This window comes from Biomaibacter sp. TOL (assembly GCF_059717795.1).
Window position 1 is genome coordinate 1,190,844 of record NZ_AP046092.1, and the last position, 16,450, is coordinate 1,207,293.

Annotated in this window: 14 protein-coding genes; 4 read left to right on the forward strand and 10 right to left on the reverse strand. The window is 44.7% G+C overall.

Annotated elements, in window-relative coordinates; all coding sequences use genetic code 11:
• Positions 1-224: 224 nt before the first annotated feature.
• Positions 225-2,087 (reverse strand): sigma-54 interaction domain-containing protein, encoded by a 1,863-nt coding sequence (locus tag AC6I1H_RS06025; protein WP_497740062.1) that lies wholly within the window; start codon positions 2,085-2,087, stop codon positions 225-227.
• A 288-nt stretch (positions 2,088-2,375) separates the two neighbouring features.
• Between AC6I1H_RS06025 and AC6I1H_RS06030 the strand changes: the two genes are divergently transcribed.
• Positions 2,376-3,878: a sodium:solute symporter family transporter gene (locus AC6I1H_RS06030; protein WP_497740063.1), complete on the forward strand. Its 1,503-nt coding sequence runs from the start codon at positions 2,376-2,378 to the stop codon at positions 3,876-3,878.
• Between the two features lie 153 nt (positions 3,879-4,031).
• Here the strand turns inward: AC6I1H_RS06030 and AC6I1H_RS06035 are convergent, their stop codons facing one another.
• The 7 genes from AC6I1H_RS06035 to AC6I1H_RS06065 all read right to left on the reverse strand — a co-directional run bounded on the left by AC6I1H_RS06035 (position 4,032) and on the right by AC6I1H_RS06065 (position 13,306).
• Positions 4,032-5,654 (reverse strand): amidohydrolase, encoded by a 1,623-nt coding sequence (locus tag AC6I1H_RS06035; protein ID WP_497740064.1) that lies wholly within the window; start codon positions 5,652-5,654, stop codon positions 4,032-4,034.
• A 110-nt stretch (positions 5,655-5,764) separates the two neighbouring features.
• Entirely contained in the window at positions 5,765-7,198 is a 1,434-nt protein-coding gene (locus AC6I1H_RS06040; RefSeq protein ID WP_497740722.1) for an alanine/glycine:cation symporter family protein, read from the reverse strand.
• Between the two features lie 116 nt (positions 7,199-7,314).
• On the reverse strand, positions 7,315-7,797 hold the full coding sequence (locus AC6I1H_RS06045) for an L-2-amino-thiazoline-4-carboxylic acid hydrolase (protein ID WP_497740065.1): 483 nt from the start codon (positions 7,795-7,797) through the stop codon (positions 7,315-7,317).
• A 29-nt stretch (positions 7,798-7,826) separates the two neighbouring features.
• Positions 7,827-9,110, reverse strand: a complete 1,284-nt coding sequence (locus AC6I1H_RS06050; protein ID WP_497740066.1) for an L-cysteine desulfidase family protein — start codon at positions 9,108-9,110, stop codon at positions 7,827-7,829.
• Between the two features lie 195 nt (positions 9,111-9,305).
• A complete protein-coding gene (locus tag AC6I1H_RS06055) occupies positions 9,306-11,156 on the reverse strand; it encodes a sigma 54-interacting transcriptional regulator (protein WP_497740067.1) in 1,851 nt (616 codons plus the stop codon).
• A gap of 132 nt (positions 11,157-11,288) precedes the next feature.
• A complete protein-coding gene (locus tag AC6I1H_RS06060) occupies positions 11,289-12,635 on the reverse strand; it encodes a sensor histidine kinase (protein ID WP_497740068.1) in 1,347 nt (448 codons plus the stop codon).
• A complete protein-coding gene (locus tag AC6I1H_RS06065; RefSeq protein WP_497740069.1) occupies positions 12,632-13,306 on the reverse strand; it encodes a response regulator transcription factor in 675 nt (224 codons plus the stop codon). The genes AC6I1H_RS06060 and AC6I1H_RS06065 overlap by 4 nt, the downstream gene beginning before the upstream one ends.
• Positions 13,307-13,486: 180 nt before the next feature.
• Here AC6I1H_RS06065 and AC6I1H_RS06070 point away from each other — a divergent pair, with 180 nt between their 5' ends.
• Both AC6I1H_RS06070 and AC6I1H_RS06075 read left to right on the forward strand, forming a co-directional pair.
• Positions 13,487-14,053 carry a PepSY domain-containing protein gene (locus AC6I1H_RS06070; protein WP_497740070.1) on the forward strand — a complete coding sequence of 189 codons (567 nt, stop codon included), beginning with the start codon at positions 13,487-13,489 and terminating at the stop codon, positions 14,051-14,053.
• Between the two features lie 69 nt (positions 14,054-14,122).
• On the forward strand, positions 14,123-14,362 hold the full coding sequence (locus tag AC6I1H_RS06075) for a cytochrome c biogenesis CcdA family protein (RefSeq protein WP_497740071.1): 240 nt from the start codon (positions 14,123-14,125) through the stop codon (positions 14,360-14,362).
• A gap of 1 nt (position 14,363) precedes the next feature.
• On the opposite strand, the gene AC6I1H_RS06080 is transcribed toward AC6I1H_RS06075, so the two are convergent.
• Together AC6I1H_RS06080 and deoC are read right to left on the reverse strand one after the other, a co-directional pair.
• On the reverse strand, positions 14,364-14,924 hold the full coding sequence (locus AC6I1H_RS06080; protein ID WP_497740072.1) for a pyruvate kinase alpha/beta domain-containing protein: 561 nt from the start codon (positions 14,922-14,924) through the stop codon (positions 14,364-14,366).
• Positions 14,925-14,966: 42 nt separating this feature from the next.
• The gene (gene deoC / locus AC6I1H_RS06085; RefSeq protein WP_497740073.1) at positions 14,967-15,653 is read right to left on the reverse strand and encodes a deoxyribose-phosphate aldolase; all 687 of its coding nucleotides are present in this window, start codon (positions 15,651-15,653) and stop codon (positions 14,967-14,969) included.
• Positions 15,654-15,941: 288 nt separating this feature from the next.
• Between deoC and AC6I1H_RS06090 the strand changes: the two genes are divergently transcribed.
• Positions 15,942-16,397, forward strand: a complete 456-nt coding sequence (locus AC6I1H_RS06090; RefSeq protein WP_497740074.1) for a DUF1540 domain-containing protein — start codon at positions 15,942-15,944, stop codon at positions 16,395-16,397.
• The last annotated feature ends 53 nt before the right edge of the window (positions 16,398-16,450 follow it).

The following is a 16,450-nucleotide window of genomic DNA, read 5'->3' on the forward strand; positions in this document are numbered from 1 at the left end:
CGGAATTTTTTTCGTATTTAGTAAAAAGCAATTTACATGCCATACTTACATAACCCTCAATACAAGCCCGAAAGTATCCAACAATGCAAAACAAAAAGTTCGCATTTGCGAACTTTAAAAATAAAAATAACATTAAATCGGCTATAATGTGCCACCTGACCCTTTTAATATACTTCAAAATGTAAACTCTAACGCTATTCCGCATTTATGTACTTTTTCCGCAATCACGAACTCATGGCTTTTTTTAGCTTTTTATAGAAATTGGTTTTACCCACTCCCAGCATTTCCATGGCTTTTTTTCTGTTGCCGCCGCAGATTTCAAGCGCTTTTTTTACCGCATGAATTTCCGTCTCCATCAAAAGCTCTTTTAAAGGCCCGATTTTTTTTACAGTTATCATGTCGCCGATATTATCATCCTTGTTTTGCCCCAATACATATTCAGGCAAATGCTCGGGCATGATAATGTCCCCATCAGCCATTATTGCAGCCCTTTCCAGCACATTTTCCAGTTCTCTTACATTTCCGGGCCAATCATAATCCAGAAATATCTTCATGACCTCGCCGGATATTTGAACAGCTTTCTTTCCGACCCTTTCCGCTATCCGGGGAAGAATATGGTTCACCAGAGGGTACAGATCTTCCTTGTGTTCCCGGAGGGCCGGCAGCTTAATAGATATTACATTTATCCTGTAAAACAAATCCTCCCTGAATACCCCTTTTCTGACCGCATCCTCCAGATCCCGGTTTGAGGCCACAATTATTCTTATGTCGACCTGTATTGGTTTTACTCCGCCCACCCTAGTGAAGGTCCTTTTCTGTATGACATGAAGGAGTTTGGCCTGAAGGGTCAGCGGCAATTCTGCTATTTCATCAAGAAATATGGTGCCGCCGTCCGCCAGTTCGAATTTACCCGGTTTCTCAGCGACAGCACCCGTAAAAGCGCCCTTTTCGTGGCCAAATAGTTCGCTTTCCAGCAGATTTTCAGGAATGGAGGCACAGTTGACATAAATAAACGGCCCATCCCTTCGGCAGCCGGCCCGATGGATGGCTTCGGCAAATAGCCCCTTGCCGGTGCCGCTTTCCCCGGTTAGAAGCACCGTCGAACTGGTTTCCGCGGCTTTTTTAGCCATTTCCACCACCCGTCGGATTTTCTCGCCGCTTCTCACAATGTCTTTGAATGCTTCCTTTTGAATTCTTTCGTTTCTTATGCGGTTTTCAAGATTCTCCAGAGAACTCAATACTCTTTCACGTTCAATTTGAACGGCTTTCAACTCGGTGATGTCCAGTACTTTCAAAAAAGCCCCCGCATTATTGCCGTCGACCACAAGCGGCTCAATGGAACATCTAACCGGAATACCGTTTATCATTGATTCGAGCCCTCTCACCGCGCAGCTTTCACCTCTTGCCACGGCTATCAGGCTCCGGATTATATGAGAGTCGGGGTGAATTTCATTTATGTGTCTTTCCAGTATCTGAAAGACCTGACCGAATTTTCCCTTTCCACGAAAAGGTTTGCCATACAAAACCGCCTTCAGTTCTTCCTGCCGGGCCGTATATCCCCTGGTCTGATAAAACTTGACATCGTGGCTTGCCCTGTCAACTATGACCATGTGACCTGCAGCCCATCGAAAAATATAATCATAATGTCTGCCGTCCACCGTTGCCCTCAAGCGTTTCAGATCAAAATCAATCTGCGCTTTGAGCTTTAAACCGTCTATTGAGGTCTCAACCGAAAGACGTTCTCCTGGTATCTTTTTATCCAGCCTGTTGAATACACCGCTTCCAGTTCCGCCGCCCACCGTCCCTATGGCTACGACGGCATCTCCTCTTTCTATCCCCGACGGTTCTATCCCTATTGCCCTCAAATCTTCCGGTTCAAGCCCGCCGTCATCGGCACCCAGAAGATTGTCCGCTATGATGACGATATCCCCTTCGGCAATTTTTCCCTCAGGGTGTCCGGGGCCCTCGTCGGGATTCAGCCCGAAAATATCCCGCGCCATTCGGTTGTATATCTTGATGTGCGCCATGGAATCTATGGCTATTATACCTTCATCGATAAGTTCTATGACGGAAGATTGGTAATTCATACATTTCACCTTATACTTAATAATAACACCAGTTCCGAAAAAAGTCTATAATTTAAGCCCAGATAATATTTTTTATGTTTATAATTTTTTATCATTCTCTATCACGGATTAATGTTATAGATTGCACAGCCATTATCCAGCATTCTTGACATTTACCCAAAAAATTGATATTTTTTAATATAATGGCTAGTCACACGGAGCACGGGCAACAGTGCAACGGCAAGACAGAAGGCCCCTGAGTCCCGGTGATTATAAGTTTTAAAAATGTAGGATGGAAGGATGGTTAAAATGAAACTCGCATTAGTCGGCATCTATGTCTTTGTCATGGTGGCCATAGGCTACCTGAGCATGAAAAAAGTGAGCACTGTAAACGACTTTTTTCTCGGAAACCGTTCTATAGGACCGTGGGTTTCGGCATTTGCTTACGGTACTACATATTTCAGCGCGGTGATATTCATAGGATATGCCGGAAAAGTAGGCTGGGGTTTCGGATTATCGTCTCTGTGGATTGTCGCAGGAAATGCACTGATAGGCACTTATCTGGCATGGCATATTCTTGCAAACCCCACCCGCAGTATGACTATGCGGCTCAACGCTTTGACCATGCCGGATTTTCTGGCCAAGCGCTACGACAGCCCCGGCCTTAAGGTGTTTGCGGCATTAATTATTTTTGTTTTCCTTGTGCCTTATTCTGCTTCTGTTTACATGGGATTGAGCTACCTTTTTGAAAAAATCTTCAACATCCCCTTTAATCTGGCGCTGCTGATAATCGCCGCACTTACGGCCGTATACCTGGTCATGGGCGGATACCTGGCCGTAGCCCTTACGAATTTTGTCCAGGGAATAGTTATGCTGGCCGGAGTTGTTCTTCTGGTCTGCTACATTATGGCTGACCCCCATATAGGAGGCATAGGTGCCGGCATCGCCAGGCTTGGCCAGATAAACCCTCAGCTGGTACAGCCTTTTTCTCCTCCAAATCCTTTAGGGCTCTTTTCTCTGGTCGTGTTGACCAGTCTGGGCGCCTGGGGCATGCCCCAGATGGTGCAAAAATTTTATGCCATAAGCGATGTTAAAGCAATACAGCCGGCTAAAATAGTGTCTACCTTTTTCTCGACAATTATCGCTTTTGGCGCATATTTTACAGGGAGTTTCGGACGAGTTTTTTTCAACAACGAACTTCCCAATGGCAATTTCGACATTATCATGCCTTTGATGATACGTCAGGCTCTCCCCGAAGCCGCAGCCGTCTTAATACTTCTTCTGGTCCTGGCGGCTTCCATGTCGACACTGGCTTCACTGGTTCTCGTATCCAGTTCTTCCATAGCAATTGATTTGATGAAGGGATTTTTCAGACCCAATATGAGCGAAAAAAGCACCATGTCACTTATGCGCTGGTTGTCTTTATTGTTCATCGCTCTATCAGCATATATCGCCTTAAAACCCACATTTATTCTGAGTCTTATGTCTCTTTCCTGGGGCACCGTCTCCGGGGCCTTTTTGGCGCCCTATCTGTACGGGCTTTTCTGGAAAGGCGCCACCAGAGCCGGAGCCTGGGCGGGAATGCTTGCGGGAGTTTTGTTTTCCGTGAGCCTTTCGCTGTATTTTAAAATGAATTCTTCGCTAATTCCGATGATCGGTTCGGCCGCCATGATAATTCCTCTAATCGTTCTTCCAGCAGTGAGCGTTTTGACTCCAAAACTTTCCGAAACCCATCTGGCATATATTTTCGAAGAGGATAAGGCGCGGAAAAACCGTTTGCGTTATTCCATGCTCAGCGTCGAAGAACAGTAATGGAAAAATATCCCCCTGAAAAATTTTTGCTCAATTACGCCCACAAAAAGCAGGAGTATCCGGCTCCTGCTTTTTTATTTCAATTGCTTTTTGTAACTGAAAGTTTCAGTCTTTTATGACATGAACCAATTTTATCATTGAGTCTATATAATATCAATTTCGTTCGTACTGTAATTTTCCGCCCACGAAAGTCTTTTCCACCTGCACATTCTTTATCTCATCCGGGGGTATGCCGAAGATATCTTCAGACAGCACAACCAAATCCGCCAGTTTCCCTGGAGTAATCGAGCCTTTGATATTTTCCTCATAAGTACAGTAGGCCGAACCCATTGTGAAAAGGTATACCGCCTGTTCCACTGAAAGTTTCTGTTCTGGCAGCCAGCCGTTTTCGGGAATGCCTCCCAGAGTCTTTCGGGTGACGGCGGCATATATACCCCACAGCGGGTTGAAGGATTCAACCGGCGAGTCGGAACCGGCTGCCACATGGACGCCTCTTTCCATCAGGGATTTCCAGTTGTAAGATGTCTGTGCCCTCTTTTTGCCCACTCTTTTTTCGACTATCGAAAGGTCAGATGAAACAAATATGGGCTGGATGTCGGCGATAACATTATATTTTTTGAATTTGTCCAGAATTTCTTTCGTGGTAATCTGGCAGTGGATTATTCTAAAGCGCGGATCCTCTCTAGGGTACTTTTTAATCGCATTGCCGTAAGCCTCAAAAACCATTTCCATAGCCCTATCACCTATGGCATGGCAGGCCACCTGCATGCCGTTTTTATGCGCTTTTTCCACCAACCTGTTGAGTTCTTCCTGAGTATATATGGCAATACCGCTTGTCTTTTTAGCGTCCTCATACGGTTCAGAAAGGGCCGCGGTTCTTGCCCCCAGGGAACCGTCGGTCAGGAGTTTCATGGGGCCGATTTTAAAGAATTCTCCGCCGTCGCCGGTTTTAAGGCCCAATTTCAGGAAATCCTCCAGTTTCGCCATTTCGGGAAGAAGGACCTGCTCGCTTACTCTGAGCGGCAATTTATTTTCCCTTTCCAGTTCAAAATATGCATCCAGTATGTCTTTAAAATCACCTTTAATGGCGCCAAAGTCGTCGGTTTGAATAGAAGTAAGACCTACTCTCAGACAGTCTCCGACTGCTTTTGTAATCATGGCCTTGATTTCGGATTTATCCGGAGGTGGAATTTTGCCGTAGATGAGCTGCATGGCGTTTTCCCTCAGGATGCCCGTGGGAGTGCCATTGTCATCGACATCGATGCTGCCGCCGTCTACAGCAGGCGGACTGTTAAAAATACCGCATGCAACAAGTGCCATTGTATTGGCCGCACATACGTGCCCGCAAGTCCTGGCAAGCACTATCGGGTGCTTTTGAGAAATTTTATCCAGATCATGCCTGGTTGGCATCCTTTTTTCAAAAAATCTTTCCTGATTCCAACCTCTGCCTTGAATCCATTCACCTTCAGGGATATTTTTTTCTTCGATAAATATCCTGACCTTTTTTATAAGATCATCGATACTTGCAATTGCATTCAAGTCTGCCATCTCTAAGCTGAGGGCATAGCTTAATAAGTGCATATGGCTGTCATTAAAACCGGGCACAACAGTCTTGCCCTTTAAATCGATAATCTCCGTATTTGAGTGCTTTAAATCAAAAACTTCCTCATTTTTCCCCACAAAAGCTATCCTGTCTCCAGTAATACTAATTGCTTCAGCCTTTGGATAATTAGCGTCGATGGTTATTATGTTGCCGTTATAAAGAATTAAATCCATGGCAGGGTTCTCCTTTCATAGATATCCTTCCTCCACCATCCCGAAAGTATAGGCATAGTGTCTTTTTAATAGTTGATGGGTATGACGGAAGTCATACCCATTGAATCCACTTATTCCTCATAGAATAATTTAACTTTGCTGGAAGAAGCAATTTCCTTTTTACCGAATTCTCTGGCGTTGAAATCCCGCAGGAGTTCAAAAAATTTCGGAGCCAGGAAAAAGATGGTTATCAGGTTTATAAACACGGGTACTGCGCTGGTGACATCGCCCAGAAGCCATATTATGGCCGGAGGCAGGCCGGTAGTAACCGCAAAGATAACCATCAGAAAGCCGGGCAGTGGGAATAAATATTTATAAATAGTAAGTATTACTTTCTGGAGATTCTCCCTGCCCCTTACCAGATGCCTGAGTATGATTTCATAATAAGCATACCAACCGGTAGCTGTAGTCCAGCCGAAAAGGAAAATTCCCACAGTTACAACCACTTTACCGAAAAACCCCATCCCGCTTTCAAATGCGCTCAGAGTCAACGCAGCCCCGGATGTTCCTGAAGTCCATGCACCTGTAGTGATTATTACAAGCGCAGTTATGGAGCATACAACTATCGTATCCATGAAAACTTCAAACGCACCCCACATACCCTGTCTGACAGGGTGGTCGGTTTTGGCAGTGGAGTGCGCCATAGGTGCTGTTCCCCATCCGGCCTCATTGCTGTATATGGATCTTGCTACACCCATCTGCAACGCCATGGAGAAAGCTGACCCGGCAAATCCGCCCACCGCAGCGGTCCCTGAAAAAGCGCTTTTGAATATCAATCCCAGTCCTTCTATAGCATCAGGGAGTCTGGATAGCACAATAAAAATACCGCCCAGTATATAGAAAAGGGCCATAAAAGGTACAACGTAGCTGGAAACTTCTCCTATTTTCTTTATGCCACCAAAAATTACTATATAAAGCAGTGTTATATATACTACACTTATTCCCACCATGGGAAGTTTGAAAGTGTTGTTTATGGCCTCTGCAACTGTATAGTTTTGCAATGTTATAAAAAATGTTGAGAAAATGCCGATTCCAAAAATAACAGCAGGAACTTTCCAGTATTTAAAACCTCTTTCAATGCCAAGCCCTTTTTCCATGTAATATGTGGGCCCGCCGTATGTTGAACCGTCGGGATTTTTATCCCTGTAATGCACAGCCAGGGTGACTTCTACCATTTTACTCATCATGCCTACCAGCGCACATACCCACATCCAGAAAACCGCACCAGGACCGCCAATCGCTATAGCGCTGGCCACACCGGCTATGTTGCCCACGCCGATGGTGCCTGCAAGTGCTATACTGACAGCCTGAAACGGGGTAAGAATGCCTTCATTGGATGTCCCTTTGCTCCACATCTTCCCGAAGGTGTTTTTAAGAATATAGCCGAAGTTTCGGAACTGCCAGAATCCTGAGCCGATGGTAAAGAAAAGGCCTACAAACAATACCGTGTAAATCAGCGGTTTTCCCCATAGAAGACCGGAAAGCGTCTCCAGAAACTTCTGGATAGTCATCAAAATCCCTCCTTAAAAATTGTTATTTATGACATTGACCGGGTTCCCACATCTTACTTCCTTTTTACACCCCCCTTTGCCGAAAGTTACAGCCCGAATTTTTTGATTGATTATTGATTTTTTGTTATTACCATCTTACAGCAATCCTGACCTTCGCTCAACAGCTTGTCAAATTTTAAAGCGATATTCGGAAAACATGATGCCATGCCGTAATCGCCATATCGGGCAAGGCGGCATAATTCAGCCACTTCGTCGGAACTGCAGCCCAACTTTTTCCACGCCTCCACCAGTGCACAGTACTTGAATTCTATAATACTCTCATCATCATCCAATTTTACCGCATTCATGGCAAAGGCGTCTTTTGCGGGCCCGCTGTAAATGGCATAGGCGAAGTCTTTTGCCGTTTCAGCCTTTCCAATGGCTTTGCCCTTCATTTTACCGAATTCGGTTATGGCTTTTTCGGCCATTTTTTCCGTGTCAGCTCCCTGTTCCTTTGCATATTTGAGCAGAAGATAAAACCACCTGGCCCTATCTTCGATCGCTGCTCTGAATGCGTCTGTAAATTCTTTCTGAGTGTACATTTTTTCAGTCATTTTTAAAACCTCCCGATAATATATTAAATTTATTTATTTTGGCCCTGCATCACCTGCAAAATGGCTTCATCCGTTTGAATCATCCCCGGATTGCAGACATATCCAAGGTTTTTAACGAGCTGTTTGAAATCCGGCGCAAGGATTCCGTCTTTTGAATCGACAACTGCGCCGCTCATCGACAACAGTGCTGCCTCAACCGCCCATCCCGACGCCAGAGCCAGTTTGTACGCGCATCCTTCCTTGCCGCCGTCGCAGATTATTCCAGAAATCGACCCCGCCATGTTTCTTACGGCGCCCAGCATTTGTTCCGTAGTCCCGCCCAGAAGATAAACAACTCCTGCGCTCGCTCCAATTCCAGCCGCAATGCCGCAGCCGCACATGGCCGACAGAGTGCCCGTATACGATTTTATATACACGGTTATGAGGTTGCTTAAAGCGAGAGCCCTGAGCAGTTTTTCTTCGGATATGCCTTTCATTTCCGCCACAGCGGTATTTGTAAGAAAGACCGTTATGCCGTGGTTCCCGCTTCCCGCGCTGCTCATGACGGGTTTTTTAATTCCGGCCATCCTGGCTTCGGAAGCGGCCGCACACAGGATCTGAGCTCTGCTTATCATGCTGTCGCATATCAAGCCTTCTGATATCATTTTTTGAAATTTCCGGCCTATCCCCCCTTCCAATCTCAGACCTTCTTCGGCCATTTTTTTATTCATCCTGACACCGTCACCGAGGAATAGAAGTTCTTCAACAGGTAAACTTTCGGCAAAATCCACAAAGTCATAAATATCGTACTCCCGAATCGCTTTAAATGTCTTGCCTGATCCATCGTCTTCAAACTCAAAAGGTTTGAATTCACTTCCTTCTTCTACGCTTACAATATTCAAATGCCTGTCCAGGGCGATAACTCTTATTTTTCCCCTGTCGGTAGTCAATACGGTCTCTATATAAAGGCGTTCAACTCCTTTTTTTATATGAACTTTTATCCTTCCCTGTGCAATCAGTGTTCTGGCCAGCCGGATTTCCTCTTCGCTCAATTCGTCGATAACCTGAAAGCCTCTGTCGCATTTCCCTCCCGCATAGCCGAGAGCTGCCGCCATATCAAGACCTCTCTCTTCGACCCCCGGTATGCCGACCCGCATTCCGTTCTTAAAAAGGCCGGGGTTTACCCATATCTCCATTGATTCAATCATGCCTTCAAGCCGCTCCCTGGCATCGGCCGCCGAATAGGCGACGGCAACAGGCTCGGTACATCCGGTGGCTGGCACTACCTCTCTTTTCAGGATGTCCAGCAACATTTTCTGGTTCAGCGAAATCATTATTTTTCCTCCCCTGAATGGTATGATTGATGAATTTTTTCTTCTTTCGATTTATTTCGTTGCAATACTCATGCCATCAGGAGGAAAACATACATCTTACGTCAAAAGAGAATCTGTTAAAAAATTAATTCTCAAAAGTGATACTGCTTAGCCCTATCTAACATATTCCTATTGAATAATTGTGAAGTTTCTCATTTATGATACAGTATCATTTTTGAGACTAATCCCGAATTCCTTTACTTTTCGATAAAAAGTCGCCCTGCTCACTCCCAGATCCTCACAGACTTTATTCACAAGGCATTTGCCTTCCAAATACCTGTAAGAATCCAGCTTTTCTTCTATAATCAATTTTTCCAGCTTTTTTAAGCGCTCTTCAAGAGAACGGCCGTCGCAATTATATTTAAATTCAGCTTTTCCGCTTCTGTCGCCGTCAAGGTTCAGTCTCTTCCTGACCAGGACTTCATTGATTTCTCTCCCGGTTTCGAAATTCACCGCATATTCCAGGATATTTTGCAATTCCCGCACATTTCCGGGCCACTGGTATTCGAGAAAAAGCCGGGCCGTCTCCTTTGACACGCCTGTGATGTTTTTGCCGAAAATTCTGTTATAATAGTCGATAAAAAATTCCGTAAGAAAAAGAATGTCTTCTTTCCTTTCCCTGAGAGGAGGAATGTGAATGGGTATAATATTAAGCCTGTAGTAAAGGTCTGCCCTGAAGAGGCCATCTTTGATTTTCTTTGTAAGGTCCGAATTGGTGGCGGAGATTATTCTCACATTTACCCTGCGTATCCTGTTGCTTCCAATGCGGCAGATCTCTTTTTCCTGCAAAACCCTCAAAAGCTTGACCTGGAGGGGGTACGGCATTTCGCTTATTTCGTCGAGGAAAATCGTGCCGTTTTCAGCCACCTCAAACTTGCCTATCTTTGTATTGTATGCTCCAGTAAAAGCTCCTTTTTCATAGCCGAAAAGTTCGCTCTCCAAAAGCTCGTCCGGAATGGCCCCGCAATTGATGGGCACAAAGGGATATTCGCGTCTTTTGCTGCTGTTGTGTATAGCCCTAGCGAAAAGCTCCTTCCCGGTTCCGCTTTCGCCGTAGATTAGAACATTTGAGTCGGATTCTGCGGCTTTTTCCGCAATTCTCCGGGTTTCGACGAATGCTGAAGAGCGCCCGATGATATCAGAAAAACTGAAGCTTATCTGATTTCTTTCGGCAGATTGTATGACCTTTTTCTGCAATCTCTTCAAGTTCTGCAGTGTAATGATAAATTCATTTTCCGTATCATTTTCTTTCAATGCTGTAACCGACGCAAGAAAAGCGAAGCATTCGCCGTCGTGATGGATTAATATTTCATTTGGGCCGCCGTCCGGGTCATCGTTCGCCGTCGCCGTACGGGTTCTTATTTCCCGCCATATTTTTTGAATAAATTCGTCCTGGTCTTTTACATTCATCTCTTTGAACAGACGGTCTAAGGCCGCATTCCTGTACAGGACGTCTCCCCTGCCATCATAGACTATAAGACCCTCGTCAATGGTGTTCAAAATGCTGATAAGTCTCATGGATAATTTTTGATTTTCTTTGCCCATTTGAATTTCCGAATACTTTGCCTCAAGCAGTGACGCCATCTTCTGGATAAAATTCAGGTACGCTTCTTGGTTGGAGATTATTTTCTGCTTTTGTTCATCATTGAAAGCTATAATTCCTATTACTCCCACTGGTTTATCCTTATATAAAATGGGCACGCATATTTCTGCTTTTTCGAAACATACGAGCCTTTTCGGACAGTCAAGGCACACCGGGCTACTTTTTTCTTCTTCGGCAATTATCTGCGGCTTGCCGGAAAGCAAACATTTTTCAAAGGCCGTTTTTTTCTCTATCCTTTCATTTATCTTTTCTCTGTATCTTCCCGTTCCGGCTATCCTCAGCATATTGCTGTCCATTATGGTTACGTCTATTTTCAATACGGATTCGATGGCTTCCGCGACCTTTTGGGAAATGTCGCGATAAACAATATGGCATGACTGCTGATACTCTTCTGAAAAGCCCATTTGCTTCCCTCCGTTTCACAAAAATACCTTGATACTTATTTGAACTTTATGGCTCATAAAATTATTTTAGCACATTATAAAGAAATTAGAATATTTCTAAGTAATGAATAGGCTTATCAGCGGAACTATAAATCATAACGGCAGTAGTATTTTAAATTCAGTACCTTCACCGGGATGGCTTTTTACGTATATTTGCCCATTGTGGATTTTTACAATCCACTGAACAATAGAAAGTCCGAGACCGGTGCCGTCGCTGGATCTAGACCTGTCAACCCTGTAAAACCGGTCAAATATATGGAGTATATCTTCTTCAGGTATGCCTATTCCGCTGTCTTTTACAATTATTCTGGCAAAGCCCTTTGCTTCATGCAGGGTTACTTTCACCCATCCACCTTCTGTATTGTATTTTATGGCGTTATCAATCAAATTCATGAAAAGCCTTGTCAAAAGTGTCTGATCACCCTTTACAACCACGCTTTTATCGGCTTCGAAGTATAAATTTACTCCGTATTGTGCGGCCATCGCCTGCATCTCTTCCACCACGTCTTCAATCACAATCTTTAGGTCGATATTTTCCATTTCCAGCCTGTATCTTCCCTCATCGCCCCTGGTCAGTAACAGCAACTGAGATACCATATTTTGCATATTTGTCGTTTCTTTGAGTATATCTTTCAGGGTGCCCCTGAATTCCTCTTCACTTCTTGCACCCATTAAGGTTTCTTCTGCCAGTGCCCTTATTACCGCAAGGGGAGTGCGAAGTTCATGTGATGCATCCGAAGTGAACTGCCGCTCTTTTTTAAAGCTAGTTTCAAGTCTATCCAGCATCTCATCAAAGGTCATGGCGAGCCTGCCCACTTCATCTTCTACTTTTGGCATATTAAGCCTTCGGCTCAAATCGCCACGCCCTATAGCCCTAGCCGTTTTAGTTATGCGATCAATGGGTGCCAGCGCCCTGTTTGCCAAAAATAGTCCCCCTCCGGCGGCAATAATGAGAAACAGGGGGATTGTTACAACTACTATATCTCTTAGATTTTCCAGGGCTTGCCCGACTGGTGCCAAAGAGCGGCTGGCCCTGACCCACGCCACCAGTTTATTTTCTTCATGCACAGGCCTGTCATATATCATCCAAGCATCGTTTTTTATGTTAACCACTCTTAACTTTTCTTCCGAGGGCTTTTGCATGTTAATTTCAGGATAAATTCCTTTACTGCCAAATATTATCTGGCCTTTTTTATCGTATACAGATATATAAGTGCCGGAAGTCATGAGTTCATTGGGCTCAGCGAATTTAATACGGCCGTTTTCCAGCTCTATAACTGAGATCGCCTGGGCCGCATGAGCCTTTATCAGGCTTTCTTCCCCGCTATACATCATCCTTGACATCAGGATATATACAAAGAAACTGAATATGGAAAGCAAAACTAAAAGCATGAAACTATACCACAGTGTCATTTTGGTCCGTATGGTCAGATTTTTCATGATTCACCTCTCATCATATACCCGCTGCCCCTTACAGTTTGTATAAGCTTATCCTCAAAGCCGTCATCGATTTTTCTTCTCAAATACCTTATATAGACATCGACTATATTTGAATTCCCTTCAAAGTCATAATTCCAGACATGGTCGGCTATCTGGGACCTGGTCAATAACCTTCCTTTGTTTCTCATAAGATATTCCAGTACCGCATATTCTTTGGCTGTAAGTTCTATGGGTTTGCCGCCGCGGGTTACAGCATGGGTGTTTGTATCAAGCGTCAGATCTTTTATCTTTATCACAGTTTCACGGCTAAGACTCTGCCTTCTCAAAAGAGCCCTTATTCTTGCCAGGAGCTCATCGAAAGAAAAAGGTTTAATAAGATAGTCATCAGCTCCGAGGTCAAGGCCCCTTACCCTGTCTTCAATGGCATCTTTCGCAGTCAGGAACAGGACAGGTGTCATGATATTATTTTCCCTCAATCTTTTCAGCACCGTCATGCCGTCTATTACGGGAAGCATGATATCCAGCACTATACAGTCATAGTCTGACACCAGGGCAAAGTCCAATCCTTCTTCACCATCTTTTGCAGTATCCACACTGTATCCATCTTCTTGAAGCCTGCGGGCGATGGTCTTTAATAAAGAAGGCTGGTCTTCCACCACCAGAATTCTCATGGCATATACCTCCGACTTGATTTTAAATATTTTTCTTTCATTATAAACAAATTATAACCCAAAAAGCTTAAACCGGGATTAAAAAATTCTAATCCTGCATTAATAATGTTTTAATATTGCCGCCGCATAATAAAAAATGTAATGAGCTACAAGCTCAAAAATCTCAAGGAGGTATGTGTCATGAATCTCAATGAAGCATTCAAAAAGTATGGTGTGCCGTTTCTGGCGGGAACGGTAATCCTGGGGAGCGTGGCAGGATTTACGGGAATATCGAAATCCATGGCTGCTCCTCAAAATCCACCGGTGGTCCAGCAGCAGGCGCAAAAGGAGGACCAGCAACAGAGCCCGTCATATAAGGGTTCTATATTCTTAGGCCAGCAGGCCCAGACTGAAAGTAAAGCTCAGGATTTAAAAGAAACTAAAGACGTTAAAGCGGAACAGCAGGAAGATGCAAACCTTGCTTCGAAAGCAAAAATAACAAAAGATGAAGCCATAAAAGCGGCTATGGCGGCTTATCCGGGATATGCGGTCAAAGGTGCAGCCATCGGAAATGAAAATGGATACCTCATCTATGAAATAAAGATGGTTGACAATGCTGGAAAATCGCTCGAGGTAAAGGTCGACGCCGGCAATGGCAAGGTACTGGCCGCCGATAATCAAGCAGAAGATAATGAAAAGGAAAACAAGGCAGAAGAAGCTCATTCGGCAGTAGATAATGATAACATCCAGGAAGAAGTGGAAGAATAAAAAATCAACATGAAAATATTAAAGGCCCTCAATAGAGGGCCTTTCTTACTTAAAGAACGGCGGGCTGAAATGCATTTTGAAAAAGTCACGCCGCTTTCAGCCTTTCTACTGGGAAATGCTTTTTCTCTGGGATGGACACCGTGCATCGGCCCTGTGCTCTCCTCGGTACTCTTTATGGCCGGCAGCACTCAAAATTACCTAGCCGGATTCTGGCTGCTTCTGGTGTTTTCCATGGGACTGGCGATGCCAGGATGGCTCAAGAAACATGCCCGGCATGTTTCCTTCCGGGCATATTTGCATCAACATTGAATTAATTCTTGTAATTATAGGCAGGTTTGCATAGAATCTCCGAAATCCAGGTGTCGAAGGCGCTAGCCGCATGAGATGGCCTTATAATCACCGCCGTGTCAGCGCCTTCACTGCTGCCCCCTACTGCTATCACATCCTCACCATAAGGTATTAGGCCCGCATCCAGCGCCATTATGGCTATCTCCACACAAACCTTAGTGCCCTGCCCGAACATCCGCAGGGTATTTGCCATTATTTCTGCCGGGTACGCTCCTCCAAACCTGCGGCTGATACCCCTCTCCACTCCGGAGAGCACATGGGTGGCGGTGAGCACCTTTATCCCCGATGAAACAAGCTCCCGGCGCAATTCCTCCGGGAACTGCATTTTGCCCGGCGCTTCGAAACCGCATGCATGGGTTACTACCACGAGATTGGCACCCATGTCCGCATCCCTGAACAACCTGGCGGTATAGCCTTCCGAAGATGCTACCACCACGTGTTTGATGCCCCTCTCTTTAACGGCCTTCTTCACCACTTCTAGCGTATTTTCAGTGTTTTGTTTTCCCGGTTTATCCCAGTACACTTTTTGCCCTCCTTACAGAAAAAATTCCTTCATTGCTTAAATTTACGCATTTTTGCTGTGAATCAGTTCCGAAATGATAGCCACTCCGGCGCTGGTTCCAATCCGGGTCGCTCCGGCCTCTATCATAGTTATGGCTGTCTTAAGATCTCTTATTCCACCGGCGGCCTTTACGCCCATGGTATCGCCCACCAGTTTCTTCATAAGCTCCACATCTTCCACAGTGGCGCCTCCCGGCCCAAAACCTGTGGAGGTTTTCACGAAATCCGCCCCGGCATCCCTGGCCAGTTCGCACGCAGATACTTTCTCACCTGGATTGAGATAGCACATCTCCAGGATTGCCTTCACTTTTGCCTCGGAATCAATCCTTTTAGCGGCTTTTACCACTGCCTCGATGTCTTCCCTGACGGCAAAATAATCCCCGCTTTTTAATAACCCGACGTTTATAACCATGTCGATCTCTTTGGCACCAGCCCTGACGGCTTCCTCAGCTTCAAAACCTTTTACCCCAGAGGAAGCCGTTCCCAGCGGAAAACCGACGGTGACCGCCACCTTAACATCGCTCCCGGCGAGTTTTTCCACTGCGTACTTTGCATAGCATGAGTTTACACAAACCGAATAAAATCCAAATTTTTTGGCTTCATTGCACAGTTTTTCGATATCCGCATATGTAGCCACGGGTTTTAACTGGGTATGGTCAATGTATCGGGCCAGCTCTTTTACGGTTATCATCAAATCACCCCGTATTGATTTCTTACAAAAAAATTCGACACCCCATGGAATAATCCTTCTTTATTATATATTCAAACACAATTGTCTTGCAACCAGAATAAATAAAAGAATATCCTTGGTTCTAAACCCTCGGGTACAAGGAAAGTTATAAAGCGGTAAATTTTTGAAACAATGAATTATTTGACCTTATTAATAAGATACTAAAAAAGAAAACCGATTCGGATAGGATTTAAATCCGACATTTGTTTTAAATTGATCACAGCAGAAAAACTTCGAGGAGGGATAGATATGGCAGAGAATAATCTAAACCCAAAAGTAAAATGCATCGTTAACACCTGTACCCACTGGGTGCCGGGAAATAAATGTGCCGCCGCCAACATCGATATTTTAAATGAAGAAGTGGGCAAAATGTCAAGGATTCCCGAACAAACCGAGTGCAAGACCTTTGCCGAAAGGCGCGGTCTTGCCAACATGCTTGGGTCCGCCGACAATGTAAACTGGGTAGGATTCGCCGAAGAAATAGTGGGTCAAGGCCGCCAGTTAAGTCCTACGGTGACCTGTGTGGTTGACACCTGCAAATACTGGCATGAGGGCAATCTCTGCAATGTGGAGGCAATTGAAATATCCAGAAAAAACGCCAGAGAATGTCAGGCCACCGACTGCGCCACCTTTGAATATAACGGTAGACCGTCTAAAAACGAAAAATTACAACGGGCCAGAGAAAAGGGTGAAAAATTTAGATAAATTGCTTTATAAAAATACACACTCTAATCAGTGTGTATTTTTTTTTTGCAAAT